The sequence below is a fragment of the Synechococcus sp. Cu2B8-bc1011 genome (assembly GCF_047302735.1).
Lineage (GTDB): Bacteria > Cyanobacteriota > Cyanobacteriia > PCC-6307 > Cyanobiaceae > Synechococcus_C.
The window spans coordinates 131,203-155,393 of sequence record NZ_CP138915.1 but is presented as its reverse complement, the minus strand read 5'-3'; the positions used below and the strand labels follow the sequence as shown (position 1 = coordinate 155,393).

Annotated in this window: 25 protein-coding genes and 1 pseudogene; 12 read left to right on the top strand and 14 right to left on the bottom strand. The window is 54.0% G+C overall.

Features of this window, described 5'->3' with window-relative positions:
* Position 1 precedes the first annotated feature (1 nt).
* Entirely contained in the window at positions 2 to 1,660 is a 1,659-nt protein-coding gene (locus SIC18_RS00865) for an alpha-D-glucose phosphate-specific phosphoglucomutase (RefSeq protein WP_413429933.1), read from the bottom strand.
* A gap of 117 nt (positions 1,661 to 1,777) precedes the next feature.
* On the opposite strand from SIC18_RS00865, the gene SIC18_RS00860 reads away from it, so the two are divergent.
* The gene (locus tag SIC18_RS00860; protein ID WP_413429932.1) at positions 1,778 to 2,017 is read left to right on the top strand and encodes a hypothetical protein; all 240 of its coding nucleotides are present in this window, start codon (positions 1,778 to 1,780) and stop codon (positions 2,015 to 2,017) included.
* Here SIC18_RS00860 and SIC18_RS00855 read toward each other — a convergent pair.
* Positions 2,004 to 2,414 carry a hypothetical protein gene (locus tag SIC18_RS00855; protein ID WP_413429931.1) on the bottom strand — a complete coding sequence of 137 codons (411 nt, stop codon included), beginning with the start codon at positions 2,412 to 2,414 and terminating at the stop codon, positions 2,004 to 2,006. The two genes, SIC18_RS00860 and SIC18_RS00855, sit on opposite strands and share 14 nt — an antisense overlap.
* Before the next feature lie 73 nt (positions 2,415 to 2,487).
* A complete protein-coding gene (locus tag SIC18_RS00850; RefSeq protein ID WP_048347279.1) occupies positions 2,488 to 3,477 on the bottom strand; it encodes a sodium-dependent bicarbonate transport family permease in 990 nt (329 codons plus the stop codon).
* Between the two features lie 629 nt (positions 3,478 to 4,106).
* On the opposite strand from SIC18_RS00850, the gene SIC18_RS00845 reads away from it, so the two are divergent.
* Positions 4,107 to 4,901 carry an OB-fold protein gene (locus SIC18_RS00845; RefSeq protein ID WP_413429930.1) on the top strand — a complete coding sequence of 265 codons (795 nt, stop codon included), beginning with the start codon at positions 4,107 to 4,109 and terminating at the stop codon, positions 4,899 to 4,901.
* 536 nt (positions 4,902 to 5,437) lie between these two features.
* Here the strand turns inward: SIC18_RS00845 and SIC18_RS00840 are convergent.
* The 9 genes and pseudogenes from SIC18_RS00840 to sufR all read right to left on the bottom strand — a co-directional run.
* Positions 5,438 to 5,683: pseudogene (locus tag SIC18_RS00840) on the bottom strand (phospholipase D-like domain-containing protein); the annotation flags it as partial.
* Positions 5,684 to 6,079: 396 nt separating this feature from the next.
* Positions 6,080 to 6,967 (bottom strand): hypothetical protein, encoded by an 888-nt coding sequence (locus SIC18_RS00835; RefSeq protein ID WP_413429929.1) that lies wholly within the window; start codon positions 6,965 to 6,967, stop codon positions 6,080 to 6,082.
* A gap of 316 nt (positions 6,968 to 7,283) precedes the next feature.
* Entirely contained in the window at positions 7,284 to 8,708 is a 1,425-nt protein-coding gene (locus tag SIC18_RS00830) for a phospholipase D-like domain-containing protein (RefSeq protein WP_413429928.1), read from the bottom strand.
* A gap of 37 nt (positions 8,709 to 8,745) precedes the next feature.
* Positions 8,746 to 8,916, bottom strand: coding sequence for a hypothetical protein (locus SIC18_RS00825; RefSeq protein ID WP_048347277.1), 171 nt, complete (start codon positions 8,914 to 8,916; stop codon positions 8,746 to 8,748).
* Between the two features lie 14 nt (positions 8,917 to 8,930).
* Complete coding sequence (locus SIC18_RS00820) at positions 8,931 to 10,064, bottom strand: DUF4912 domain-containing protein (RefSeq protein ID WP_413429927.1); 1,134 nt, start codon at positions 10,062 to 10,064, stop codon at positions 8,931 to 8,933.
* A 146-nt stretch (positions 10,065 to 10,210) separates the two neighbouring features.
* The gene (locus tag SIC18_RS00815) at positions 10,211 to 10,975 is read right to left on the bottom strand and encodes a phycobilisome rod-core linker polypeptide (RefSeq protein WP_048348325.1); all 765 of its coding nucleotides are present in this window, start codon (positions 10,973 to 10,975) and stop codon (positions 10,211 to 10,213) included.
* Positions 10,976 to 11,079: 104 nt separating this feature from the next.
* On the bottom strand, positions 11,080 to 11,691 hold the full coding sequence (locus SIC18_RS00810) for a phycobiliprotein lyase (protein WP_413429926.1): 612 nt from the start codon (positions 11,689 to 11,691) through the stop codon (positions 11,080 to 11,082).
* Positions 11,688 to 12,119, bottom strand: coding sequence for a hypothetical protein (locus SIC18_RS00805; protein WP_413429925.1), 432 nt, complete (start codon positions 12,117 to 12,119; stop codon positions 11,688 to 11,690). The genes SIC18_RS00810 and SIC18_RS00805 overlap by 4 nt, the downstream gene beginning before the upstream one ends.
* A 3-nt stretch (positions 12,120 to 12,122) precedes the next feature.
* Positions 12,123 to 12,764, bottom strand: coding sequence for an iron-sulfur cluster biosynthesis transcriptional regulator SufR (sufR, locus tag SIC18_RS00800; protein ID WP_250395794.1), 642 nt, complete (start codon positions 12,762 to 12,764; stop codon positions 12,123 to 12,125).
* Between the two features lie 278 nt (positions 12,765 to 13,042).
* Here sufR and SIC18_RS00795 point away from each other — a divergent pair, with 278 nt between their 5' ends.
* Genes SIC18_RS00795 through SIC18_RS00775 form a run of 5 tightly spaced genes read left to right on the top strand, consistent with a single transcriptional unit; the run spans position 13,043 to position 18,186 of the window.
* Positions 13,043 to 13,402 (top strand): ferredoxin-thioredoxin reductase catalytic domain-containing protein, encoded by a 360-nt coding sequence (locus SIC18_RS00795; RefSeq protein WP_048347273.1) that lies wholly within the window; start codon positions 13,043 to 13,045, stop codon positions 13,400 to 13,402.
* Positions 13,403 to 13,407: 5 nt separating this feature from the next.
* Entirely contained in the window at positions 13,408 to 14,847 is a 1,440-nt protein-coding gene (gene sufB, locus SIC18_RS00790; RefSeq protein WP_413429924.1) for a Fe-S cluster assembly protein SufB, read from the top strand.
* A gap of 50 nt (positions 14,848 to 14,897) precedes the next feature.
* Entirely contained in the window at positions 14,898 to 15,686 is a 789-nt protein-coding gene (sufC, locus tag SIC18_RS00785; RefSeq protein WP_048347271.1) for a Fe-S cluster assembly ATPase SufC, read from the top strand.
* A 2-nt stretch (positions 15,687 to 15,688) separates the two neighbouring features.
* Positions 15,689 to 16,921: a SufB/SufD family protein gene (locus SIC18_RS00780; RefSeq protein ID WP_413429923.1), complete on the top strand. Its 1,233-nt coding sequence runs from the start codon at positions 15,689 to 15,691 to the stop codon at positions 16,919 to 16,921.
* Positions 16,918 to 18,186 (top strand): SufS family cysteine desulfurase, encoded by a 1,269-nt coding sequence (locus tag SIC18_RS00775; protein WP_413429922.1) that lies wholly within the window; start codon positions 16,918 to 16,920, stop codon positions 18,184 to 18,186. Before SIC18_RS00780 ends, SIC18_RS00775 begins: the two co-directional genes overlap by 4 nt.
* Positions 18,187 to 18,193: 7 nt before the next feature.
* Here SIC18_RS00775 and SIC18_RS00770 read toward each other — a convergent pair whose 3' ends face one another.
* Complete coding sequence (locus tag SIC18_RS00770) at positions 18,194 to 18,895, bottom strand: class I SAM-dependent methyltransferase (RefSeq protein WP_413429921.1); 702 nt, start codon at positions 18,893 to 18,895, stop codon at positions 18,194 to 18,196.
* Between the two features lie 37 nt (positions 18,896 to 18,932).
* Between SIC18_RS00770 and SIC18_RS00765 the strand changes: the two genes are divergently transcribed.
* From SIC18_RS00765 to SIC18_RS00755, 3 genes are all read left to right on the top strand, one after another.
* A complete protein-coding gene (locus tag SIC18_RS00765; protein WP_048347267.1) occupies positions 18,933 to 19,484 on the top strand; it encodes a DUF1543 domain-containing protein in 552 nt (183 codons plus the stop codon).
* A 115-nt stretch (positions 19,485 to 19,599) separates the two neighbouring features.
* Entirely contained in the window at positions 19,600 to 20,712 is a 1,113-nt protein-coding gene (mtnA, locus tag SIC18_RS00760; RefSeq protein WP_413429920.1) for an S-methyl-5-thioribose-1-phosphate isomerase, read from the top strand.
* 13 nt (positions 20,713 to 20,725) lie between these two features.
* Entirely contained in the window at positions 20,726 to 21,394 is a 669-nt protein-coding gene (locus tag SIC18_RS00755) for a class II aldolase/adducin family protein (protein WP_048348324.1), read from the top strand.
* On the opposite strand, the gene SIC18_RS00750 is transcribed toward SIC18_RS00755, so the two are convergent.
* The gene (locus SIC18_RS00750) at positions 21,384 to 23,297 is read right to left on the bottom strand and encodes a prolyl oligopeptidase family serine peptidase (RefSeq protein ID WP_250395187.1); all 1,914 of its coding nucleotides are present in this window, start codon (positions 23,295 to 23,297) and stop codon (positions 21,384 to 21,386) included. The genes SIC18_RS00755 and SIC18_RS00750 overlap by 11 nt on opposite strands.
* A 65-nt stretch (positions 23,298 to 23,362) precedes the next feature.
* Here SIC18_RS00750 and def point away from each other — a divergent pair, with 65 nt between their 5' ends.
* Both def and SIC18_RS00740 read left to right on the top strand, forming a co-directional pair.
* Complete coding sequence (gene def / locus SIC18_RS00745) at positions 23,363 to 23,971, top strand: peptide deformylase (protein WP_048347264.1); 609 nt, start codon at positions 23,363 to 23,365, stop codon at positions 23,969 to 23,971.
* Positions 23,972 to 23,975: 4 nt separating this feature from the next.
* On the top strand, positions 23,976 to 24,173 hold the full coding sequence (locus tag SIC18_RS00740; protein ID WP_041426722.1) for a hypothetical protein: 198 nt from the start codon (positions 23,976 to 23,978) through the stop codon (positions 24,171 to 24,173).
* Positions 24,174 to 24,191 lie beyond the last annotated feature (18 nt).

Below are 24,191 nucleotides of genomic sequence, written 5' to 3'. Positions count from 1 at the left end.
ATCAGGTAATCACGGTTGGACGATCCATTCCCGTGCGTTCTGTGATTTCGGCAAGTTGATTAATGGCTGTGATCATCTCGCCAAGTGCAACCTGAGGATCTTGAGCGAGGTCACCCGTGGTTGGGACGTAACTCTCGAGATACACCCTTAATGTTGCTCCCTTGGTGCCGGTGCCAGACAGGCGCAGAACCACCCGGCTTCCATCGTCCAGCAGGATGCGCAGTCCTTGCCCTTTGGTGACGGATTGGTCAACGGGATCGGTGTAGCTGAAGTTGTCAGCAGCACTGATGCTGCGGCCCGCGAACGATTGACCAATGAGACTTGGAAGCATCGTCTCCAAGCGGTCGTAAAGCCCATGGGCTGCTTCGCTTGGAACGGCTTCGTAGTCATGGCGCGAGTAGTAGTGACGCCCGTAACGGTTCCAATGCTCGGTCATGATTTCGGCGACACTGCAGCGTCGCTTCGCCAAGATCTGAAGCCAAAACAGCACCGCCCAGAGACCATCCTTTTCGCGCACGTGGTTACTGCCTGTTCCGAAGCTTTCTTCCCCGCAGAGCGTGATCTCGCCGGCATCCAGCAGGTTTCCGAAGAATTTCCAGCCAGTAGGCGTTTCAAAGCAGTTGATCCCCAAGTCTTTTGCGACGACGTCCACTGCCGCACTGGTGGGCATGGAGCGTGCAACTCCGGCGAGGCCTGAGGCGTAACCAGGGGCAAGGGTGGCGTTGGCCGTCAGGACGGCCAGGCTGTCGCTTGGGTTCACAAAGCAACGATTGCCCAGAATCATGTTGCGATCGCCATCGCCGTCACACGCAGCACCGAATTGATAGGCATCGCCTTTCATCAGAAGGTCTGCTAGTTCATGGGCGTAGGTGAGGTTGGGATCAGGGTGCCCACCACCAAAATCTTCCATGGGAGTCCCATTGCGGACAGTGCCAGCAGCTGCGCCTAAGACCTCTTCCAGCAACTTTTTGGCATAGGGGCCTGTGACCGCATGCATGGCATCAAAGGCCAACGGGAAGTCGTTGCGAATGAGATCGCTAATGCTCTCGAAGTCAAACAACTGCTTCATCAACAACACGAAGTCATCGACGCCATCGATAACCTCTACTTGCATCTCACCGATGAGATGCTGCCCCGGGGCCTGAAGGCTGATGGCAGGTGCCTCCACGATCGAATAGTCCCTGAGAGTTTTGCTGCACTCGTAGACCGCATCCGTAAAGGAAGCAGGGGTGGGGCCGCCGTTGGCTCCGTTCACCTTGACGCCGAAGTCACCATCAGGCCCACCGGGGTTGTGGCTGGCGGAAAGGATGATCCCGCCGATGGCTTCACGTTGTCGAATTAAATTTGAGGCGGCAGGTGTGGAGAGGATGCCGCCTGTGGTGACGATCACTTTCTGCAACCCGTGGGCCGCACCCATGCGCAAGATCACATCAATTGCGCGGAGGTTCCCGTAGCGACCATCTCCGCCGAGAACCAAGGTTCCACCCTGCATGCCAGGGAGGGTACGGAAGGAGGCTTCGATGAAACTCTCGAGGTAGTGGGGCTGTTCAAACTGTTGGCTGCTTTTACGAAGACCGGAGGTGCCAGGTTTTTGGTCGGTGAACGGCGCCTCGAGTTGCACCTGCCGCTGGTTGGGTTCCGTCGGCATTGAAGGGGTCATGACGAGGCAGCATCGATTCCCAAAACTTAAGCCTGTGCAGGGGCGTTCCTGGCCCTAGGTGAGGCCAGTTATCACAGCTACTGTTGGAACAATCTGTTGTGTTTGGGGGCTCTTCTGATGAGCATGAAGATCGGGCATCCCAATGGCCTTCCTCTGAACGAAGAACAACAGCATCTACTGCTGTTGTTCAAACAGCGACTGGAGGCCATGGTGTCCAGCGGTGGACTCACTCCTGGCAATGTTCAGGAGCTTGTCAATGAGCTTCGTTCGCATCCATTGATCAGTGCGGAACTCATGCAAGAGCTTCGCCAAGAACTCAGTCTCCTCATGCCTGGTCAGGGCTTCAAGTTTGACTAGATGGAGATCCCGCTGGAGCCGGCTTGTCCGGTTTGGTGGGCTTTTCGGGATCAGCACAGACCACGGTGAGCCTGCGTGCGGGGCTGTCAATTTTGTCGCGACGTTGAAAGCTGTTGGTTGTGGCTGGCGTTGCTTCTTGCATGAGCTCCCAAACGGTGTCCTTGCAGGCTGCTGGGAGACGAGGATGATCCATGAGTGGATCCGCGGTTTTACGCGTGCGAGTACAGCTCTCAACGCTGTTCTCCCTTGAACAGGTGAAGGCCAGCAGCTGCAGGGACCTCAATTCACTCTTGGTGGGAAAAGGAACGTATCTCAATTGTGCGCGAACAGCACAAGGCGCCAGGATCGTTAACCCAAGAAGGAGTGGCGAGAGTCGGACGGGCAGAGGGGAAGTCATAGGGCCATTTTGACCCCAGAATCATGTCATCGGTGCAAGACACCTTGACTGTATTGAAGTCTGCTGCTGATTCCTATGCAGAAAACTTCTGAATCAAAGAGAAGTACAGTGGTATCCCAATGATTATATTGAAGGGAAAGGTCACTCCAAGTGCTGCAGAGAGGTAGAGGCTTGGGTTGGCATTAGGTAAAGATGAGCGCATCGCAGCCGGAACAGCGATGTAAGAAGCACTTGCACAGAGAATGACAAATAAGAGTGCATTTCCAGGTTCCAAGCTAAAGAATCTGGTCAAGGCGATTGCAATGAATGCATTGAAGAGTGGGAATAAAATTGAAAAAGCAATTAAGAACATGCCACTCTTTCTTAATTCGTTGATCCGCGAGGCAGCAGAAATCCCCATCTCCAGTAGAAATAAGCAAAGCACTCCATAGAAAATCTGGTTGGTAAATGGAGCAATCTTTTCAACACCCGAGTGATCAAAAAATTCCGAGAGTGCGCCAACCGCAAGGGCCCCTAGAAGTAAAAATACTGAAGTATTTAAAATAGATGTCTGAATAATATTGGCAAGTTTTCTTTTCTTCCCTGATTCGTTGTTTGGTGCTTGCTTTGATTTTCCATGCAGTATTAGACCCATCACAATCGCAGGAGATTCCATCAAAGCGAGGGCGGCAATCATAAATCCGGAGTGTTCAACCTTGAGTTCATTGAGGAATGAACTTGCTGTGATAAATGTTACGGCGCTGATTGAACCAAATGATGCGGCGAGAGCAGCAGAGTCTCCAGGATCAAAGCGTTGTCTGAGGATTGGGAATGCATAGACCGGTATTATCACGGCCATAACAAAACAGAGAAGAAGTATTTTTAGGACTGAGCCACTTAGGCCGCTGACCATTAATTCCACACCTCCCTTAAAGCCAATTGATATGAGTAAATAAAGTGATAGCAGCTTTGAAACTGGTTGAGGTATTTCCAGATTGATCTTGAGGAAAACGGCTAAGGCGCCCATGAAAAAGAATAAGACAGCGGGCGAAAAAATGTTTTCAAAGATTAAAGCTTGATCCATCTGTGTTGTGTTTCTTTTGCCATTTTATCACTTGTGCTGCCTGGGTTTGTGTCTTTAATGAATCCGATCTGTGTTTCAGTGGGCGAACGAATCGCCTAGAGCATAATTTGATAGGCCTTGCTCTAGGATTGAAGCTATATAGAGGTTTCTTCTGGCATTCAATAATTTCCCCAAGAGTTATGATAGTGGTATTGCCGTTGTTGATTAATGTAGGCACTTCTGTTGGGATTGTGCTAAAGAGATGCGCTCTAGGAATAATATTAATGAGGGGTGTGTTTCTTTGATGGCTGCTGGTCACTTCTTGCGCTACTTTTTAGCCCCACTCAGTCCCTGTTCATTCCGCTCCCGCATGTCGCCCTCTTCTTTTCAACCTTTCGGCTGATTCTTTGAGTGATCCCAAGTTCTGCACCTCGCCACATCCGATCCATCTCTCGGGTGAAGTGAGCAGCAACTTTGAGTGAGTGAATCACTAGCAGAGTTTCGTTATTATTTCCGTTTGCATTGCCTAGCTTATTGAAGGCTTCGTTTCATTGGTGGCTACTGTATAAATAGTGTCTTTACGTTCCGAGCTTTCTTCGTTTACGACTTGAACTCAGCGATGTATATTGACAAACTCTTTTCGATCAGCAATGGATCAATTGAAACAGTTTTTTGATTTATTCCGGCGAAGATCAACCCGAATTCCTGCTGTAATAATCGTCGGACTGATTTGTGGAATTGTTGTTTCAAAAGCACAAGCTTTTGAATCTTTAAATGTTATAGCATTTCCAGTATTTTTATTAAGTCTCATCGGTTTGCCTGTTTTGATATGGAAGAATTCTTCCGAGGACCGTACGGCCTTAAGGAAAATACTAAGCCTTATTGGCTATTTCTTTGTTTTCTCAATTCCCTTTGGGATTGGAGACAGCATTAGCGAATCTATGCCTATCGCTAATGAAAGAAAAATTAGAGCTCAAATCGCTAAACAAGAAAGCGCAGAAGCAGCGAAACGCAATGCAGAGCGTGCCGAGAAAGAACGCTTAGAAAAGATCAAATCTCAAAGTATGGCTGACAAGAAAGCAATCGAAGTAGAGCAGAAACGTGTTGAAAGGGTTAAGGCGCTCAGACAATATGATTTGTCTATGTCTGTCAGGCAAATATCCAGCGAGTTTGATCGAAATAGTGCACGTGCGGAGGATCAGCTTAAAGGAAAAAGAATTAGGGTAACTGGATATGCTGGTATTATTGACGATATTCTATTCAATGAAAAAGCTATTCTCTTTCAGATGACGGATGGGGAGTTTCTTGGCGGTTCGGTCAGGTGCACCATAAAAAGATCAGATAAGTCCTACCAACGCTTTGACAAAGGTCAGTCAATGGTAATGATAGGAACCCTTGTGGGGGAAGAACTAGGAGTCAGATTCGATGATTGCTATTTCCCGTGAATCGAAGTTTCTGTATTTTTGGTGATCATGCATGTATATGCAAAAAGTTATATTCACGCTGGAACAGTGGTGCTCTTGGGTGAGTGTATGATCCGCAATGTTCCGTTCTTGGTGTGTGCAGCAGAGGGTGACCAGCTAAAGCTGCCTGTGATGACAGTTTTAATCAGGCAAAATAGATGATTGAATTTTGCTCAGAGCAATAATTAAGGCAGTATGCAGCCTACTGCCATGGCTTTTCGACCAGTTTCAAACCAGGTTCTTTTCGTCTCTGGTGGGCACATGGCGCGGACTGCATTGGGAAAATTCTGTTTGATTGTCATTTGATATTTGTCTCTTAGTAGGCAAGCATTTTGGTCTCCCTGGCTGCTAGGGATATCGTATTGCTGCCAGATTTGATCAAGCATTTCAATATCCGCTGGCTTTCCTTTGCTGGCTTCCGCGGGTAGGTAAAGACTTATTGCTACCGCCGATGTAAGTAATGAAAATAGGACTTTCATTTGCTTATTGGAGAATACTTCCACTGTATCCCTTGCCCCTTAGCTTCTCTCAACCCCACTCCCGCATTTGGCTTGCTGCTGTTCCAACTTGCGTTGTATTCGCGGCGTGATCCCAAGATCTGCTCCTCGCCACATTCGGTTCATCTCTCGGGTGAAGTATTGGGCGAGTTGGGGTGAGTGAACCACTAGCAGTGTTTCGTCATTGGTTTGTGCGGCAGCGGGCGACCAGTTGAAGCTGCCTGTGATCACTTTGCGGTTTTCGATCACTGCGAACTTGTAGCGGACATCCTTGAGATGTAGCTCTCAGCTCAGTTTCTCAGGGATGCTCAGGGGATCGGAGCCAGAGTCGAAGCCGTTCTCACCCATTGGACTGGGTGAGATGCCGTAGAGCTATAGAGAGCTAAGTGAAATTGGCTTCTGGTAGGGGCTGCTTTAAGCCAGATCCCAGATGAGGAACTGGATCTTGAGGAAAGCACCAACCCTGAGGAATAACAAAGGTGCGCTGCAAGTGAGGGTTCGTCTGGATGGGAAGGATCACTTCATCAACCGCATGGGCAGGTTCGATGATCCTGCTGTCAGAGCAAGAGCACTTGGGGATCTCAGCGGAGATCTGGTGTGATGTTCAGCATGCTGAGCTTGATCAGAGGTTGAATCGCTATCGCCCGTTGATTGATCCGCCAGCTAACTCTTTGCTGAAGCAATATAATTTACTTTTAAATAAATCGTCAATGCAACAATGATTGAAGGGGGGACAAAATAAAGAAGCCAAACAAGATTTGGGTAATTAACGAAGACTGGTCCTAAATGGACGATACTGATTGCGGCGAATGCAGCACCGACCGTGATCATGGTTCTGTAGGCGTGCTTAATGACTCTTTCTGTCTTGCTGGCTTTTTTGCCATAAAAGCCAGTAATGTCATTATATCCGAAAGTTCCGAGTAATACGCTCTCCCCAGCCAGTAGCAGTCCAGCTGAAAATGGTGTTAATGGAAAACCAACATCTCCCGCAGTTATTGGATCTAAAATGACGACAAACGGTATTAGAGCAATTGAAAAAATGCTTCCTAAAATGGCGAACCCTCCAGAAACTAAGTCAAGGTCAAGCTTTGGCTGAGGTAGCGCTGCCCACCTGTACCCTGTCATTCCCCCATATGATCCTGTAATGAGTAATGTAAAAAGTATGGAGTTGTTTTCATTAATCATGACTCGGCTAGTATAAACCCCAGATGGATCTTCTATTGTCAAGTCGATCAATAAAATCGCAGAAGATAGTAATCCTAATAGCAATGCAAGTAGTCCAAGCTTGCCATAAATCTTATGATTTTCTGATCCTTTTCTCGTAATGATTGCGCCAACGGATAAAGCTAAGAATGTGCATGCGCTCAGGGCATGTATGTGCTCAGAGATTTGAGAGAATTTTAGCCATGCTGCAATGTCTACGCCTGCTTGGACTTCTTGAACAGGTGCTAAAATTAATCTAATTCCTAGAATTAACAGGCCCAGTATTGCGATAATCGCGATTAGCTTTTTTGGGAAATTATTGTTTGTTTTTTCTGAGATTTGATGCATGGTCGGCTGTTAATGCCAAGTTTTTCCTATGTTTAACGAAATGCTTCTGCTCTGTCAATCTGGCTCTGGAAACATGTATGCATGATGGTCAAGATTTAAAAGCAGTTTTTGGCTAGCTCTTTCTCAGATTAATTGCTTGTGGCAGGAATGTCATTTGCCCCAGCCTCGTTAAGTCTCTTGGGCGCCATCTCGCGGTAGAAAGTTTTTGGGATTTTATTTCAATAGAAGAGAATGCTCTCTTGCCTTGATGATCGGGACAAGCCCCCCTATCTCCTAAGCCCCTTCTAAAGCTAGCTCTAGGCCTGTCTCGACCCGCTCAGTCCCTGTTCATTCCGCTCCCGCATTTCGCTCTCTTCTTTTCAACCTTTCGGCTCATTCTTTGAGTGATCCCAAGTTCTGCACCTCGCCACATCCGATCCATCTCGCGCGTGAAGTGTTTGGCGAGCAGGGGTGAATGAATGACTAGCAGGGTTTCATCGTTGGTGTGCGCCGCAGAGGGCGACCAATTGAAGGACCCCGTGATCACGGTTTTGTTGTCGATCACCGCGAACTTGTGATGCAACTTGTCGCCGCGAGCAAGGCCGGGAGTACCGATGCCTTTGAGCGGTTTGCTTAAGGGTTGATTGCCTGCCTCTAATTTGCAGAAGCGATCAGGCAGTGCGAGGCCGAGCAGGTCAAGCACTTCTGAAAAGGACCGGCTTGCAAATCCAGGGTCAGCTAGCAGGCGCACTTTGGCTCCAGCGGATATCCGCTGTGCAAGTTTGTTGGTGAGCTGCTGCGCAGAGAAAACGAATAAGGCAAGGTCAATCGTTCTCTTGGCGCTTCCTAGTTGCTCTTCAATCACATCCAGCCCATGGCCTTGATGTGATTTGGCATGGGGTGGAAATAGCACGCTGATGTTCACCGTACCTGCCTTGATGGTTTGCTGAGGCTGGGGTGTTTTGTTGCGTCCAAATCGACTGTCGTTCGATCCGCCAGGGCCATCGCCCCACATCTGAGCAAACTCTTGTTTGAAAACTGTCGCCAGCGTTGGACTTTGAATGCTGATCAGATGATTGACATTGCCGCGAGTTTGTGGGGCACCAGCATCGCCATGCATGCCGGAGTTGGTGAAGTTGGCGCTGCCAGTGATGACCCGTTCACCATCGATCACGACAAACTTGTGATGCATCAGGCCGCTGCCCTTGCTCCCGTCTTCGGTGTCATCAATCCAAGGGATGGGTCCGTTTTGAAGGATGCGTAAGGCATCGTGATTCTGTGCTTCCTCCAGGCTGATCAGTCCGTTTTGATCTTCATCGGCGAGAGCTCTTAAGCGCTGGAGTCTTTGACGTCCATGACGTCTGAGATCGAGCTCATGCTGTTGGCTCCAGGGGGTGCTGTAGTTGTTTTCTAAAATGACTTTCACACTCACGCCCTTGCCGGTGGCGGCAACAAGACTCTGGGCGATGCGAGGCAGAGATAGGTCTTGAACCGCCACCAAAATTTCTTCTTCGGCAGACTGGATCGCCTCGATCAGCATCTGTTCGAGATTGTCGCCAGTTCTCCATGCTCCACTTAACGGACTTCGATAGCGATGACCCGTCCGGTGGTTAAAGCCAACTGCGATTCCTTCGGGCAAGCTCAGATCGACTGGCGTCTGCCCGAGCACAACTCCAGCTCGACTACAACCGCTCGCTAGCAGACCAGATAAGGCCGACACAATCAAGCCATTAAAAGCGGCTTTGCGTTGCGAACGATTCACAGGACATGGAGCACTCCTCAGAGTGAGGGTTCCACCCTCAGTGAGGCATCTCAGATGTCAGCAACATGGAGACAAACCAAAGGGTGCTCAGAACGAGAGCGACCCCCACACCGGCGCCGATCCCCACTTTCACCATGGTGATCGGCACAAGGATTGGGAAGGCGATAGCGCCTGCCAGAGGAGTGATTGCAACAAACCAACGCAACATTGAGGAGTTCAGAATTAGAACCACTCAGCGCGAGCTTCGCTGGCGGGATTGCTGTTGTCTACAGGTGTGACACGCTCAAAATTGAGGGTGATGTTGCGCTTCTGTTCTCCATCTGCGGCAGTCGCTTCAATCGCGTACACCTGCTCGCCATCGCGGAATGGCACTTGAATGCGGAACGTACCGTCGTTTGAAAGGGGTACATCCTCGTTGCCAATGGTGAGGCGTGCTGATGGATCTGTTGCGCCATAGACGATCAGCTCAGCATCAGCAACGAGCCAAAAGGAGCGCTGACGAGGGGCAACTCCACCAAGGCCCGATTCATTGCGTCCACTGGCCCACAAGCCAACGCCTGAATCATTGAGACCACGCTGACCTGAGCCCATCGAATCGCCTTCATGCAGGATCTCAGAGCCAACCCGACGACTACGGAAGTGGGTCGTTGCGCTTTGGTAAAGACGCTCATGCAATTTGCTGTCGGTTGGTTCTGGATCAGGACCAGGCATGGTCATCGGCTGCACGGGAGCAGCAGCTGGTGTGGCATCGAGGCTGAAAGGCACAAACTGATCCAGGATCTGATCGCTGGGGTGGAGTGCTGGCACCCTGGCGACGGAGGAGAAAGCCAGGGAGATCCATTTGTTCTCTGACTTGTATCCAAGTTCAACTCTGTAATCACGGTCGCAAAGAGGAACGGGCAGGTACCACTCCGTGCTGTGGCTATCCACCGGCACTTCTTGGAGGGTGTGAGGGTGGGAGGAGCCGTTCTCGAGTCCAGTTACATCGGCGAGACGCAGGCAAAGGAAGACCGCTCCTTCTGATTGAGCTTGCCGTCGATCGCCTTCCGATATTTCCCAAAAAACGTATGCCCACTGTGGGTCTCTCGGCAGGAAGACCACGCGGGTTGTCGCTTCGGCCATGGAGGGAGCATGGAGCTCTGCTTCCATGGCTTCGCGATCGCCCTCGCGACGATCTTGGCGTTCAGCGATAGCGCTAACAAGGTCTTCCTTGCTTTTGCGGCTGTAGAGGGTTACCCCCAGATCACTTGCCATCTGGCGGAGCTGACGCAGCGTCAGGCGGGCTAGAGATGAGAGGGCTTGCGTCACGGACAACCAACCGAGTTTCTTCGGGATCAGTTTGCAGCCAACTTCCATTTTTCAGGCGCCTTTCTCTTCTGTGGTCAGCATCTTCTGACTCCAGCCCAGGACCTCGAAGTCTTCAGTTGGCTGCTCCCACGAGCTGGACACACAAAAAAGGGGGCCTGATGCCCCCTTGTCTTTCATCGAATTTTTTTTTGGGTTCAGCGACCGATGCTGCGATAAGGAACCTTGGAGAGGTAATCCATGTCTGCTGTTCCACTGGGAGCGATCCCATTGGTATTTCCCAGACCACGTACCCAAGGGATGTAGTCCTCTGGGAAGCCGCCACGCTTGACTTTGGCTCTCTCTGGAATGGTCTTGGCTTTGATCGAGTTTGTGTAGACAAACTTGGGGAACCCAAGGATTCCGCGGTAGTACTCGTCGTAGCGAGGGGTTGTGATATTGAATGGTGTATCTCCCAGATCCCTGCCTGGAAGCACCCTGTTGCGTTGGTAGGGAACAGTGTCGTACCCAAAGGCGTCCAGGTATTCCTCGCTGTCAAGAAGCGCGTCCACCATCCCGGTGATGCCCTTTGTGGCAATCAGGATGGACCAGGCGATCTCCTCTGATTTGCCGCCTGTTTTGCGACCTAGAAGCCTCTCTACAAGGTGGCGAACCACCTTGTAGTTGCTGTTCATGCCGTAAAAGCTTCTCTGGAACGTGTCGGAGAGACAGAGGCCACGAACAAAATCGCGGACAGTGATCTGACCGTCTCGCAGCTGGGATTCCAGATTCACATCCCGATCTGTCTTGAAGGCGTGGAAATAAATCTGCCTGTAAGCAGATTCAATCACGGTCTTCAGATTCTCGGCATCCATGGCGATGTCCATGGAATACGACCGTGGAACCTCGTCCGATGCGACCCGCAGAGCCGCCACCCTTGCATTTTGGGTGATCGGTGCGTACTGCAATAGAGGAATGGCCACGCAAACTTCAACATCCTTCGCCAGCGATCGTAGAAGAAGAGTCCGTTGTGCCTCTTCCTCGCAGGCCAGCACTCACAGTCCGTAATAGTTGCTGCCGTTGGCTCTCACCAGCCGAAGGGGGCTGAAAGTGGTTCCAATGACACATCCTTTGCCCCTGCTGGGGCCTCTGTGATGTCCTCTGTTTCTTCACTTAAACGCGTTTCCATGCAAAAGGATGCGTTGTTCGAGAGACCTTCCACCGTGCTGGATCGCAGCCTGACGTTTGGGCTTGTGAACCAAAAGCGTTCCCAGACGGTCATGGTTTCGTAGCTGGTGCAGAGGATGAGACCGTCCTGCTGATCCATTTGGAAGGTCGAGCTGGCCGGTGCTTTTTCGGCGTAGCCCAAATCGCGAAGCAGGGTTCCGCTGCGTCCGCCCTCCCCATCGGGGATCAGGCCAAAGACCGTCTCGCCGTCATGGGCATCACCGTTTTGATCCCAGGCCATGGAGGCGCTCCAGCGTACAAAGCTCCCTCCTGCAATGCTCCCCGGGGATTGGCCGTGTTGTTCCGCCAGTGTTTGCAGCCGGGGGTCATTCGGATCGAGATCTTCCACAACGATGAGAGATCCACCCGCTTCTGCTCGTCGGTGCAAGAGGTGATGAACGCTGCGTTGTGAGCGCCAGCGACCGCAACTTTTTTGAAAGAAATGGACAGCGTTGGTGATGGCCGAGGTCATGAGGGGGATGACTCTTGTATTGGATGATCGCAGTCCAAGGGGTGGTTGTGGGGGGCCTCGATTCTGGCCTTGCTTGCCGTGGTGCTGGCCTCAATGAGCTCTTCCAGGTTGAGTTCCAAAGGAGAGAGGTCTCGCTGTCTGGCGAGGTCTTCCAGCTGCTGTGCCGCGGCAAGAAATTGATTGAGGAGTAGGTCGCGGAATTGAGGCTCGTCAACCAATTGGGGTTGTTCCAACAGCCATTGCTCGAGCGAGCGTTGGTCTGGAAGTGGACCTGACTGACGTGGCTTTGCGATCACTTGAAAGCTGCGCAGGCAGTGGGCTAGGAGGCGCAGGTGGTGGCGATCGAGGTTGGGAAGCAACGTGGCTTCAATCCGCTCGGCATCCGCTCGAGATAAGGGGCCTGAACCGAAGATCGGCCGTTCAGCCATGGATCAGTCCTGCTTAGGGGCGATGCTGAAGCCACAGGAATGTCCCGATTCCAGGCGCCAATGCACTCTCTCCACAAGACAATCGGGAAAGGTGTGTCTGATGAGCTGCAGCTCCTGATCGCAGACCGCTGGATATTCCTCAGCAATTCTTTGTACAGAGCAGTGAAATTCGCAGATGCACCACCCCGGTCCCGTTGGGGCTGGCTGCATGTCGCTGACGTAACCCTCCTTTAGTCGGAGGTTTACAAGCGCCCGGACTCTCTCTTCAAGGGATGCGTTCCCCAGCTGTTTCCGGTACTGGGTGGCTTTCTCAAGAGCTTGCTGGCGCAGTAGGTCCGCCATCACCTCAGGCGACAAGGTCGCAGCCATGGACTCCAGTAGACCTAGCGCAAAGTTCTCGCTGCCGTCCGGGAAGTGCTGGTGCCCTTTAGGCGTGAGTCTCCAAAGGTTCGATGGACGGCCTGGCCCCGCTGGCGTGGGGCTGGCCTCCACAAGAGCATCGTCTTCAAGGCTGCGCAGATGTCGGCGCATGGCTTGCACGGAAATTCCCAGCGTCTCTGCCAATGTCGCCGCGCTGGCTTCGCCCTGCCTTAGAAGCAAGGTGAGCGTGGTTTCGCGGGTAGGGGCCTGAGCCTGAGCGCCCATGGGATGAAACTGTTGAACTCACGATGCCACGGGAAGGCCTCAACCGCCTTGAGAGTCCCCTGCCGTCTTTGCCAGGATTAACGAAGATTGGCCCGATCTCTGCTCAGCGGGTGTTCGCCCCTTCAGAATGATGGCGTCTCCGGACGATGGATCCGTGCCCTAGTCTCCTGGAAACGAAACCTTTTTGTTTCGTATCTCGGTCCTGGCCTGACCCTTGGCCGGAGTGTATTCAGGCTTTTGTTCTGAACTACGTCCTCTCCTTTCCCCCCTTGAGCCCAATGTCCGATGCGTCCGCTGGCAGCACAGAGCCGACAGCTGAAAGCCTTGAGGTCATTCGCAAATTTGCCGAAACCTATGCCCAACGGACCGGTACCTATTTTTGTAGTGATCCCGGTGTGACGGCAGTCGTTTTAAAGGGTCTTGCCAAGCACAAAGACGAGTTGGGTGGTGCACTTTGCCCGTGTCGTCATTACGAAGACAAGCAAGCAGAAGTCTCTCAGGCATTTTGGAATTGTCCCTGTGTGCCAATGCGAGAGCGGAAGGATTGCCATTGCATGTTGTTTCTCACCGAAGACAATCCCTTCCGCTGCGAGGAGCAGACCATCAGCACTGAAACGATTCACGCCACAGCAGGTTGAAGGCCATGACCAGTACCTCCACACGCGATCTCGTTAGTCAGCCGTACAAGTACGGGTTTGTCACTGATATCGAAACCGAGAAGATCGCAAAAGGTCTTAGCGAGGAGGTAGTGCGACTGATTTCTTCCAAGAAGAATGAGCCGGAATTTCTCCTTGATTTTCGGCTCAAGGCTTATCGCCATTGGCTTAAGTTGCAAGAGCCTGACTGGGCTGAGTTGGGTTATAAAGCTATTGATTATCAGGAGATTGTTTATTACGCTGCGCCCAAACAGCAAGATAAAAAGCAAAGTCTTGATGAGGTTGATCCCAAGCTTCTCGAAACGTTTGACAAGCTTGGGATTCCGCTAAGTGAGCAAAAAAGGCTTAGCAATGTTGCCGTGGATGCTGTCTTTGACAGTGTTTCGATCGCAACCACCTACAAAGAAAAGCTTGCAGAGCACGGAGTGGTTTTTTGCTCCTTTAGTGAAGCGGTTGTTGAGCATCCTGAGTTGATCGAGAAGTATCTCGGTTCGGTTGTCCCTAGTAACGATAATTATTTTGCGGCTTTGAATTCTGCTGTTTTTAGTGATGGATCATTCGTATTCATCCCAAAGGGAGTGGAGTGCCCAATGGAGCTTTCTACTTACTTCCGGATTAATTCCGGTGATACTGGGCAATTCGAGCGCACGTTGATTGTGGCTGAAGAAGGTGCATCGGTGAGCTATTTGGAAGGTTGTACTGCGCCGATGTTTGATACGAATCAGCTTCACGCTGCTGTTGTCGAATTGGTTGTTTTGGATGATGCCTCTATAAAGTATTCAACTGTTCAGAATTGGTACGCGGGAGATGAGAATGGTGTTGGCGGTATTTACAACTTTGTGACGAAGCGCGGGCAGTGCAGGGGCGATCGCAGTCGCATTAGTTGGACGCAGGTCGAAACGGGTTCAGCTATTACTTGGAAGTACCCAAGTTGTGTATTGCAGGGCGCTGATTCGGTCGGCGAGTTTTATTCAGTTGCTCTCACAAATAATCGTCAACAAGCCGATACCGGTACAAAGATGGTGCATGTCGGACCTCGCACCCGCTCCACGATTGTGAGTAAAGGGATCAGCGCTGGTCAGTCCAGCAATAGTTATCGAGGCCTCGTTCAAGTTGGCCCAAACGCGACCGGCGCTCGGAACTACAGCCAATGCGATTCGATGTTGATTGGAGATCAAGCGGCAGCGAACACGTACCCATATATTCGTTCTCAGCAGCCTCAAGCTGCGATCGAACATGAGGCCAGTACATGCCGCATGTCGGAAGACCAATTGTTTTATCTCCAAAGCCGTGGCATCGGCTTCGAAGAAGCTGTGTCGATGATGGTGAGTGGCTTCTGTCGGGATGTGTTCAATCAACTCCCCATGGAGTTTGCGGCTGAGGCCGACAAACTTCTCGCTCTCAAGCTTGAGGGTTCGGTGGGTTAAACCCAGCGTCAAGCTTCTATTGCTCGTTTTTTTCTTCGTTTTCTTCTGACGTGATCCGTCCCGACGCTGCGCCGCTCCTCGAAATCACTGATCTGCATGCGTCCGTTGAGGGCAAGCCGATTCTGAATGGGGTGAACCTGCAGGTGAAAGCCGGCGAAATTCACGCCGTGATGGGCCGTAACGGAAGTGGTAAGAGCACGTTGTCCAAGGTTTTGGCTGGTCACCCCGCCTATCGCGTGACATCTGGGTCTGTGCGTTACCTCGGCCGTGACCTTCTCGATTTGGAGCCTGAGGAGCGCTCTCGACTCGGAGTCTTCTTGGGCTTCCAGTACCCGATTGAGATTCCTGGAGTGAGCAACCTCGAGTTTCTCCGGGTCTCTACGAATGCCCGGCGCGAGAAGCAAGGTAAGGAGGAATTCGACACGTTTGATTTCGATGATCACGTGCGTGACCGCTTGCAAGTGGTCCAAATGGACCCTGCATTCTTGGAGCGCAGCGTGAATGAAGGTTTTTCTGGCGGCGAGAAAAAGCGCAACGAGATTCTTCAGATGGCCCTGTTGGATCCCGTGGTCGCGATCCTCGACGAAACCGACTCTGGTCTTGATATTGATGCCTTACGCATCGTTGCTGGAGGCGTGAATCAGTTGGCCAGTCCGGACAACTGCACGTTGCTGATCACTCACTATCAAAGGCTTTTGGATGAGATCACGCCGGATTATGTGCACGTGATGGGTGCTGGGCGCATCTTGCGAACCGGGGGGCGTGAATTGGCTCTTGAGCTGGAAAAAACTGGTTATGACTGGGTGGATCAGCAGCTCGCGGCCGAGGGGGTGGCCTAACGATGGCGATGCCCGAGGGTTGGTTGACACAGCTCCCTGCGCCAGCGGGGACACTTGAACCGGTTCAGCGCCGTGGACGATTAGCGTTGTCAGAGCACAGCTTCCCCAGTCGGAGGCAGGAGTCATGGAGACTCACTGATCTCAGGCGACTGGAGGCCCTGTTTCAGCTGTCATTGGCTGAGCAGGCACCACGTCGCTCCAGTGCTGACAGCTGGCCGAGGATTCCAGCGCAGGCCCTGAGGCTTGTGATTGATGGCAGCCAGGATCCGTTGCAGGGGGTGACCTTGCCAACAGGAATTTCTCTGCTTGAGGGTGCTGAGTTGCAGCAAGCCTTAGGCCACACCTTGTCCCGCTGTCGCTGCGCGTCGGATTGGCCCGTTGAGCTCAATCACGGGGTGAGCCAGCAGATTCTGGCGTTACGCATTCGCGGCAAGGTTCCACCGGTTGAGTTGGTCATGGTTGCGTCCGACGCCATGTTGGTCCCAACCCGGGTTCTGTTGCTGGTTGAGGAAAAAGCAGAGCTCGACTGTCTCCAGGTTTTGAGTGCTAAGGGCCAGGCTGCCCATAGCCATCTTCTCGAAATTCACCTTGGCCAGGAATCCAAGGTGAATCACGGCTTGCTTGCCTTGGGAGATGGCCAAGAGGCTCTGCTCGCCAATCTGGCCGTGGAGCAAGAGTCGCGCAGTCACTATTCCCTGGTTTCGGTGTCGCAGGGCTGGTCGTTTGGGCGGCTGGAGCCGAGCCTTGTTCAGGTGGATGGTCAGGCTTCTGCTTCGATTCAGGGTCTTTCTGTCACCGCTGCTGATGAGCAGTTTGCGGTCCATACCGACGTGCGTTTTGAGGGGCCTGAAGGCACGCTCGATCAAGTCCAAAAAACGATTGCGGCCGACCGCTCTCACAGCATCTTCAACGGGGCTATTCAAGTGCCTAGGCCAGCGCAGCGCACCAACGCCTCCCAGCTCAGCAGGAGCTTGTTGCTCTCGGGACGCGCTCGGGTTGATGCCAAGCCTGAGTTGGAAATCGTGGCTGATGACGTGCGTTGTACCCATGGGGCCACCGTGAGCCAGCTCCAGGAGGATCAACTCTTTTATCTGCGCAGCCGTGGCATTACGCAGTCCTCAGCCGCCGCTTTGCTCCTGCGTGGTTACTGCCAAGACGTGCTGGATCGCTTGCCTCTTGATGGCTCGCAGCGCTGGTTGGGCGGCAGCTTGCAAGTGGGAGGAATGACACCATGACCACACTTCCTCGTAACGCACCCGTTACTCTCGCGGAACGGGTGCGTGCTGACTTTCCAATACTTGAGCAGGTTTCAAGTTCTGGTCAGCCCCTGATCTATATGGATCATGCGGCGACTAGTCAGAAGCCTCGTGTGGTGCTCGATGCGATTCAGCACTACTACGCCTGCGACAACGCCAATGTGCATCGTGGTGCTCACCAGCTCAGTGCGCGTGCCACGGAGTCGTTTGAAGCGGCTCGTGCCACGACCGCTGGATTGATCGGTGCATCGAGCTCAAAAGAAATTGTGTTTACGCGCAATGCAACCGAAGCCATCAATCTGGTGGCTCGCAGTTGGGGCGATGCCCAGCTGAAGGCTGGTGATGAGGTGCTGCTCACCGTGATGGAGCACCACAGCAATTTGGTGCCTTGGCAATTGCTCGCTGATCGCACCGGTTGCGTACTCAGGCATGTGGGTGTGACGCCTGACGGCACCCTTGACCTCGCCGACTTGCGCGACCAGCTCTCGGAGAAAACGCGCTTGGTGAGCTTGGTTCATATCAGCAACACCCTGGGCTGCTGTAACCCGATCGAAGAGATTGCAGCCCTTGCCCATGCTGTGGGTGCCAAGGTTTTGGTGGACGCGTGCCAAAGCCTGGCTCACAAATCCATTGCCGTGCAGACTCTCGGGGCCGATTTCCTTGTGGGCTCTTCTCACAAGCTGTGTGGCCCCACCGGAATGGGCTTTCTGTGGGCGTCGGAAGACACCTTGATGGCCATGCCGCCCTTCCTTGGTGGTGGCGAGATGATCCAAGAGGTGTTCTTGGATCACAGCACCTGGGCGGCGCTCCCTCACAAATTTGAGGCGGGCACCCCTGGCATTGGTGAGGCGATCGGTATGGGCGCTGCGATTACCTACTTGCAAACGCTGGGACTGGATGCGATTCAGGCGTGGGAGGCGGAACTCACCAGCCATTTGTTTAGTCGGCTTCAATCGATTAACGGCCTGCGCATTCTTGGTCCTACGCCAGAGCAGCAGCCTGGCCGAGGAGCCCTTGCCACGTTTGTGGTGGAGGGTGTTCATGCCAACGACATCGCGGCGATGCTTGATCTGGCCGGTGTCTGTATTCGCAGTGGTCACCATTGCTGTCAGCCGCTGCATCGCTTGTACGGAGTCACGGGCTCAGCCCGCGCGAGCCTCAGCTTTTGTACGACTCATGCTGAAATCGATTGCTTTGCTGATGAGCTGGTGAGTGTGATCGAGTTTTTCCGTGAAAACGGCTAGCGACTTTCTAAATGGGTTGAAGCAGGGCTACAGCCTCAGCATTGTGTTGACCGATCCAAGCCCAGCGCATTGACCAGCCATGGGCTCTCGCTTGCTGCTCGAGCCAATCACGGTTGGCGGGAAAGTCATGGGTTTGGATGTGTTGGGAGATGGAGTTTCGTTGGGTCTGAGAGAGGCCAGGCCATTGGCTGATTCGTTTGCAATATCTTCTGAGGTAGTCCAATCGTGATTCTTGATTGGGGCGGAAGACATCCGCCCAGATGAACAGTCCATTGGTTTCAATCTTTTTCCTTGCACCCTCTAGAAACATCAGCTTTTGGTCTTGACTGAGATGGTGTAAGGCGAAGGATGAGTGGATGAGGTCAACGCGATTGTGTTGGCTTAAACAGGCCCAGTTCAGGAGATCGCCGTGTTCCCAGACACAGGGGTAGGGAACGGACCCCAGATTGCGTTGAGCGATCGGTAGAACTGCTGGTGTGAGGTCTAAACCGACGTACTTTTTGAGGGGAAGGGTGCGGAGTAGGGGCGCTAGCTGCCCGAGGTCTCCACAGCCCAGATCAACCATGGCAACGGCTTGAGTCTGATCCTCTCGCTGGGCCAGCCATTGATGGATCCCAGCGGTTGTGGCCTCACTGATTTCACAATGCTCCATCAGGTTGTGTTCAACCAGGATTCGGTATGTGGCCCATTGCCTTTCGAATAGATCCACGCATGGTTCACATCTGGGCCACACGATGGCACCTTGAATGAGCCCTTCCCACCCCTCGCGTTTGGAACTCCCAACCTTGTTTCTGGTGGTACTCGGAGGTCGCACGGATCGAAGTTTGATCGAGCTTCACGATGTGCGTTTTGTGGTGGGCCGCTGCATCGAGGACACCTATCCCGAGCTTCGTCGTCAGTGGTTTGGTCGCCGTCGCGGGTTGCATCTCGATAGCTACATGACCGTGCATTGCATCGACGGCTGGCGCATCACCCTTGAGCTGGAGCCTGCTTCCGATGAACAGCGGTTGTGGTTCGTCAACCTCGGGGGCTACCAGCCCGACTCGCTTGCGGAATTGCATCGCTTTGGACTCGTGGTGGCCCCTTCGCGGCAAGCCGCTAAATCAGCAGCCAAGACGCGCTGGTTGCTGGATGCGCTTGAGCAGCACAAGGACGATCTCAGTGCTGTGGATGATTGCGTGGCCATTGAACAGTTGTCGTTGACTGGGAGCAACAATGTTTACGTGCACCTCCATCGCCAGCTCGATGGTGAAAGTCAGAATCAGGTGCCTGACTGGTTTGGGTATCGACCGATTTGAGCTGCCGATGTGACCGCTACAACAGGGAGAGGTGGCGCGATTTGGCCGATTCACTTCTGGATCGTGCGCATCAGAGAATGAAAGAAGCCATTCGGCGCTTGCCGTTGATTCGACCATGAACATTGATGGCCAGGCCTGGCGGACGATTTGGCTTGAATCCGATCAGCGCTCCGTGGGTGTGATCGATCAAACCCTGCTGCCCCACCGTTTGATCACTCGAACGCTGACGCGTTGTGACCAGGCGGCAGATGCGATCAGCACCATGGTGGTGCGGGGTGCGCCATTAATCGGTGTCACCGGCGCCTATGGCTTGATGCTCGCCCTTCAAGACGACGCCAGCGATGCTGGCTTGTCCCACGCCTTTGATCAGCTCAACGCAAGTCGACCCACAGCTGTGAACCTGCGATGGGCTTTGGAACGGGTTCGAGATTTAGTGCAACCGTTGCCGGAAGCGGATCGAGCGGCGGCGGCTCGGCGGGAGGCGGCGCTGATTGCTGATGAAGATGTGGCGATGTGCGAGGCGATTGGAGAGCATGGCCTCAATCTGTTTCGGAGGTTGGCCGAGCAGCGACCGAGTGCACGGCAAAACGAGCCCTTTCAGGTGCTCACCCATTGCAATGCCGGCTGGTTAGCAACCGTTGACTGGGGAACGGCGTTGGCACCGATCTATAAAGCCCATCGAGCAGGGCTGAACATTCATGTTTGGGTGGATGAGACCAGGCCGCGCAATCAAGGGGCATCGCTTACGGCCTATGAGTTGGCCCGTGAGGGGGTGCCTCACACCGTGATTGTGGACAACGCAGGTGGTCACCTGATGCAGCATGGCCAGGTGGATGCTGTGATCGTTGGGACCGATCGCACCACGCGCTGCGGCGATGTCTGCAACAAAGTTGGCACCTATCTCAAGGCCCTGGCGGCCCATGACAACAACGTGCCGTTTTATGTCGCCCTGCCGACGTCCACCATCGACTGGCGCCTTGCGGATGGTGTGGCAGAGATCCCGATTGAGGCACGTTCTGCTGAGGAAGTGACTTCCATGCAGGGGCGTGTGATTGCTGGGGAGTCGGCCGGTGAAATTGTGAGTGTGCAGCTCACGCCTGATGGTTGTGCCGGGTTTAATCCGGCGTTCGACGTCACCCCGGCGCGGCTTGTCACGGCTCTGATCACCGACCGTGGTGTGGCGACGGCTAACGAAGTTGGCCTGAAGGAGCTCTACAACCGTGGCTGATTCAGGAGGTGCAATGAACGATCGGGCATTGCGCTGCGAGCTCGTGGAGGTGGCCCGTGCCATGAACAGCACTGGCTTGAATCAGGGCACGTCCGGCAACCTGTCGTTGCGGATTGAGGGGGGATTGTTGGTGACCCCCAGCTCCTTGGCCTACGACCAGATGGAGCCGGAAGATCTGGTGGCGATCGATTGTTACGGCCAACCTTTGCCAAGCGGACGGCCTGGTCATGACCGCAGACCCTCCTCAGAGTGGCGCTTGCATGCCGATGTCTTCGCTGATCGACCCGATGCGATGGCGGTATTGCATTGCCATCCCATCCATGCAACCGCCTTGGCCTGCCATGACCGGGGGATTCCACCGTTCCATTACATGACAGCGGTGGCTGGTGGGGATGACATTCGCTGTGCTCCCTATGCCACCTTCGGCACCGCTGAGTTGTCAGCCCATACGGTGCAGGCACTTCAGGACCGGCAGGCCTGTTTGCTGGCTCACCATGGATTGGTCAGTTTGGGACGGGATCTTGATCAGGCGCTGAAGATTGCCGTCGAGGTGGAGACGCTGGCACAGATGTATTTGCAAGCTCTGCAGCTCGGGGAACCTCCGCTGTTGTCGGCATCACAAATGGAAGAGGTCCATCGCCAGTTCCGTGGCTTGGGATATGGCCAAGCCGCTAACAATTGAGGTGTTGGCGGAAAAAGCGCTCTGTTGACTCCAGAACGGCGACCTGCACAGCGCTATCTCGGAAGCCATGCCCCTCCTCCTGGAAGGTGTGCACTTCCACTGGGATCGCATTGCGGCGCAAGGCCTCGGCCATGCGTTCGGTTTGCTGTGGCAGGACGACCTTGTCTTTGAGACCCTGGAAAAAGATCACAGGACAGCGAATCTGTTCGGCATGGCGCAGCGGCGATCGCTGTTCATAGAGATCCCTCTCCTCGGGCCACCGCCCGATCAGTCCATCCAGATAGCGGGCTTCAAAGCGATGGGTCTCCGTGGCTAAAGCGCTGAGATCGCTCACGGCATAACGGCAGGCTCCGGCGCGGAACACATCTGTGAAGCAAAGGCAGGCCAGTGTGGTGAAGCCACCGGCGCTTCCCCCTTCGATGGCGATGCGGTTCGGATCCGCACAGTTCTTGGCAATCAAGGTTTTGGCTGCTGCGGCGCAATCGTTGACATCCACCACTCCCCATTTCCCTTGCAGCCTGTTGCGGTAAGTCCGCCCAAATCCTGTGGAGCCTCCGTAATTCACGTCCACGACTCCCCAGCCCCGCGAAGTCCAGAACTGAATGGCGAGGCTTAGGCCGCGGCGGGCCATCGACGACGGGCCGCTATGACTCTTCACCAGCAGGGGCGACGAGGCATCGGCTCCCCCGACTGGGGGGTAATACCAGGCTTGGGTGCGTTGCCCGTCAGACCCGTCAAACCACAACGACTGGGCCACGCTGATCGCGTTGACCTCCATGGCTGCTGCCGCGGCTGGAGTGTGTTGCCAGCTGCCTAAGCCCAAGTCGAGCTCGAGGAGCCCTTGGCCTGTGGTGCTGTTGCTCGCGATGGCGACGGCCCTGCCATTGGCTGCGTTGAGATCGGCGAGATCGTTGAAGGGTTGGTCCACACGCTCTGCTGAGCCATCGAGTCCAAGCCGTTGCAACTGCCATTCACCCTGATCACAGATGGCCGCTAACAGCTTGTCTCCATCCCAAGCGGTGGTACTCATTCCAAACACCCACTGGGGCATGGCCGTCTCCTTGGCCATGGGCCAAAGGCGTTGCCAGTGGTTGCTCAAGCTTTCGGCGCGGGGGTGGCGCATCAGATTCCACCAGCCGCTCCTGTCCTCTGCCACGACGAGGCTTCCATCCGGCAGCCATTGGGGTTGAAACACTGAGATTCCCTGAGGATCTGCGGGGTCAGCGCCGGCGATCACTTGGCACTCCTCCAGTGCTCCTGTGGCCGTAAGCCGCGCCAGAACGAGCTGGGAGCAATCCCAGGGCATGAAGGGTTGCTGCCATTCCACCCAGGCAAGCTGGCCGCCGTCTGAACTAAGGGCGAGATAGCCCGCGAAATCAGCGGGCTGATGCACGACGACAGGGGTTTGGTTCCGTTGATCGAGGGCAACGCTCACTAAGCGATCACAACCGGCTTCCTCCATCACGCCCAACCAGCGAGAGCGGGCAAGGTCGATCACGCCTCCCCCCAGCGCGCTATCGCTGGGAGAGGTCAGCCGATGGGGGGGTGCCAGGGCGTTTAGTGATTGGGCGCTAGCCCCATCCAGGCCTGTCCAGGCTTGGAACCAGAGACAACCGTCCTTGTCATCGACCCAAACCACCTGGAGTGTTCCCTCCATCAGGGTCGCTGTGAGCGGTGCTCCCCCGTAGTCGTGCACTCTGCTGCGCAAATTGATGGGGGCTGGTGTGAGTTCCAGGGGTGTGCTGGCTGTCTCCTTCCAGCGGCGGATCAGTGCTGTGGTGCGTCCTTTCTCGTGGGGGCGCTGCTCCAGCCAGAGCACCCAATCCCCCAGCAGTTGCGGAGCTCGCAGCACCGGAGTGCGTCCGAGAGCGGTTGTTGCGGGCAGGGGCTGTTGCAGAGACATGTCGAACGGATCAGGCAGAGATCAGGTCTGCCTAAGATCAGGACAACTTCAAGGTAGGAGGGGCTTTGGCTAGGAGCTTTGCCCAGTTGGCACGATCGGCTGAGAAGAGCAGCTCCTCGATTGCCGTACCTAAGGAGCCTTTAGAGAAGGCTCCACTCGATATCCATACCCTTGGCGACGATGCGTTGCGCGGGGATGCTCGCCGGATCGGCAAGGTGGACGAGCGCGTGCGCGACTTGGCTCGCGATATGTTGCGCAGCATGTACACCGCCCATGGCATTGGCTTGGCGGCTCCTCAGGTTGGGGTTCATCAGCAATTGCTGGTGATCGACCTCGATCTTGAGACACCCAGCACCCCACCTCTTGTGCTGATCAATCCTGAAATCACAACCTGCAGCGCATCGGTTGATACATACGAGGAGGGTTGCTTAAGCATCCCAGGCGTGTATCTCGATGTGGTCCGTCCAACGGCCATTCAATTGAGTTTCAGAGACGAGATGGGACGACCGCGCACCATGAAGGCTGATGGTTTGATGGCGCGTTGCATCCAGCATGAGATGGATCACCTGCGTGGGGTGTTGTTTGTGGATCGCGTGACCGATTCCAGTGGGCTGAAGAAGGAGTTGAAAGACCATGGCTTTCTTGCAACGGACGTCCGCCCCATGACGCCTTAAACCGATGCCAATGAAACCCCTTGCTGGCCTGTTTCTGGCCCTGGCGTGCGTGCTCGGCATCGCAGCCACAGGCAGTGTTTTTGAATTGGCCTACGGCGATCCTGATCTCGGCGTGAATCCAACCCGGTGGATCCTTGGTTTGAGTCTCCCAGCAACACTTGGGTCACTTTTGGTCGCGATTCGTCTCAACAAACCGGCCTGATGGCACGTGCTTGGACCC

Coding starts and splice junctions, on each gene's coding strand:
- SIC18_RS00835 (WP_413429929.1), bottom strand. CDS start 6,967: ATGCATCAAATCTCAGAAAAAACAAACAATAATTTCCCAAAAAAGCTA.
- SIC18_RS00825 (WP_048347277.1), bottom strand. CDS start 8,916: ATGTTGCGTTGGTTTGTTGCAATCACTCCTCTGGCAGGCGCTATCGCC.
- SIC18_RS00795 (WP_048347273.1), top strand. CDS start 13,043: ATGTCCGATGCGTCCGCTGGCAGCACAGAGCCGACAGCTGAAAGCCTT.
- SIC18_RS00750 (WP_250395187.1), bottom strand. CDS start 23,297: ATGTCTCTGCAACAGCCCCTGCCCGCAACAACCGCTCTCGGACGCACT.
- SIC18_RS00860 (WP_413429932.1), top strand. CDS start 1,778: ATGAGCATGAAGATCGGGCATCCCAATGGCCTTCCTCTGAACGAAGAA.
- SIC18_RS00865 (WP_413429933.1), bottom strand. CDS start 1,660: ATGACCCCTTCAATGCCGACGGAACCCAACCAGCGGCAGGTGCAACTC.
- SIC18_RS00765 (WP_048347267.1), top strand. CDS start 18,933: ATGAGCCCTTCCCACCCCTCGCGTTTGGAACTCCCAACCTTGTTTCTG.
- sufB (WP_413429924.1), top strand. CDS start 13,408: ATGACCAGTACCTCCACACGCGATCTCGTTAGTCAGCCGTACAAGTAC.
- mtnA (WP_413429920.1), top strand. CDS start 19,600: ATGAACATTGATGGCCAGGCCTGGCGGACGATTTGGCTTGAATCCGAT.
- SIC18_RS00845 (WP_413429930.1), top strand. CDS start 4,107: ATGGATCAATTGAAACAGTTTTTTGATTTATTCCGGCGAAGATCAACC.
- SIC18_RS00755 (WP_048348324.1), top strand. CDS start 20,726: ATGAACGATCGGGCATTGCGCTGCGAGCTCGTGGAGGTGGCCCGTGCC.
- sufR (WP_250395794.1), bottom strand. CDS start 12,764: ATGGGCGCTCAGGCTCAGGCCCCTACCCGCGAAACCACGCTCACCTTG.
- SIC18_RS00740 (WP_041426722.1), top strand. CDS start 23,976: ATGCCAATGAAACCCCTTGCTGGCCTGTTTCTGGCCCTGGCGTGCGTG.
- SIC18_RS00780 (WP_413429923.1), top strand. CDS start 15,689: ATGGCGATGCCCGAGGGTTGGTTGACACAGCTCCCTGCGCCAGCGGGG.
- SIC18_RS00820 (WP_413429927.1), bottom strand. CDS start 10,064: ATGGAAGTTGGCTGCAAACTGATCCCGAAGAAACTCGGTTGGTTGTCC.
- SIC18_RS00810 (WP_413429926.1), bottom strand. CDS start 11,691: ATGACCTCGGCCATCACCAACGCTGTCCATTTCTTTCAAAAAAGTTGC.
- SIC18_RS00775 (WP_413429922.1), top strand. CDS start 16,918: ATGACCACACTTCCTCGTAACGCACCCGTTACTCTCGCGGAACGGGTG.
- SIC18_RS00850 (WP_048347279.1), bottom strand. CDS start 3,477: ATGGATCAAGCTTTAATCTTTGAAAACATTTTTTCGCCCGCTGTCTTA.
- SIC18_RS00805 (WP_413429925.1), bottom strand. CDS start 12,119: ATGGCTGAACGGCCGATCTTCGGTTCAGGCCCCTTATCTCGAGCGGAT.
- SIC18_RS00855 (WP_413429931.1), bottom strand. CDS start 2,414: ATGACTTCCCCTCTGCCCGTCCGACTCTCGCCACTCCTTCTTGGGTTA.